The 487-nt window shown below is 68.8% G+C and carries 1 pseudogene; it reads right to left on the bottom strand.

Features of this window, described 5'->3' with window-relative positions:
* Nucleotides 1-487 (bottom strand): annotated as a pseudogene (locus LPA54_RS37065) (ATP-binding protein); the annotation flags it as partial.

Genomic DNA, 487 nt, shown 5'->3' with positions numbered 1-487 from the left:
CAGCAGGTTGGGGGCGGCGCCGCCGTCGACGGCCTTGTCCCCGAGGGCCATGCGGGCCTGCGATTCGGTGCCGAGGGCGAGGGAGGCGCGGGTGTGGGCGCCCTCGCGTACGAGCTTGGGCAGGTTCTCGTTGGTGGGGTCCTGGGTGCCCTGCCACATCAGCACGTTCACCGCGCGGCCCTGGTTGTGGATCTTGCGGACGGCCATGAAGTAGCGGGAGTTGGCCTTGGAGCCGCCGTATGGCCGCTTGTCCTCGTCCTTGGCCGGGCACATGAACGCGACCTGTGCCTCGTCGACCAGCACGATCAGCGGCGGGAACACCGTGCCGGGCGGGGCCTGGATACGCCGGTTCATCTCGTCGACCGCGCCTTCCACCATCTCGGTCACCTGGATCACGTGCTCATCCGTCGGCCCCTGGATCAGCGTCGTGGCCAGGCCGTCGAACATGGTCCAGTCACCGACGCCCTTGAGGTCGCCCATGAGGAAC

Origin of the sequence: Streptomyces sp. DH12, assembly GCF_020873895.1 — a bacterium.
Taxonomy (GTDB): Bacteria; Actinomycetota; Actinomycetes; order Streptomycetales; family Streptomycetaceae; genus Streptomyces.
The sequence above is the reverse complement of the archived record's forward strand: the minus strand, read 5'-3'. Positions and strand labels throughout refer to the sequence as shown.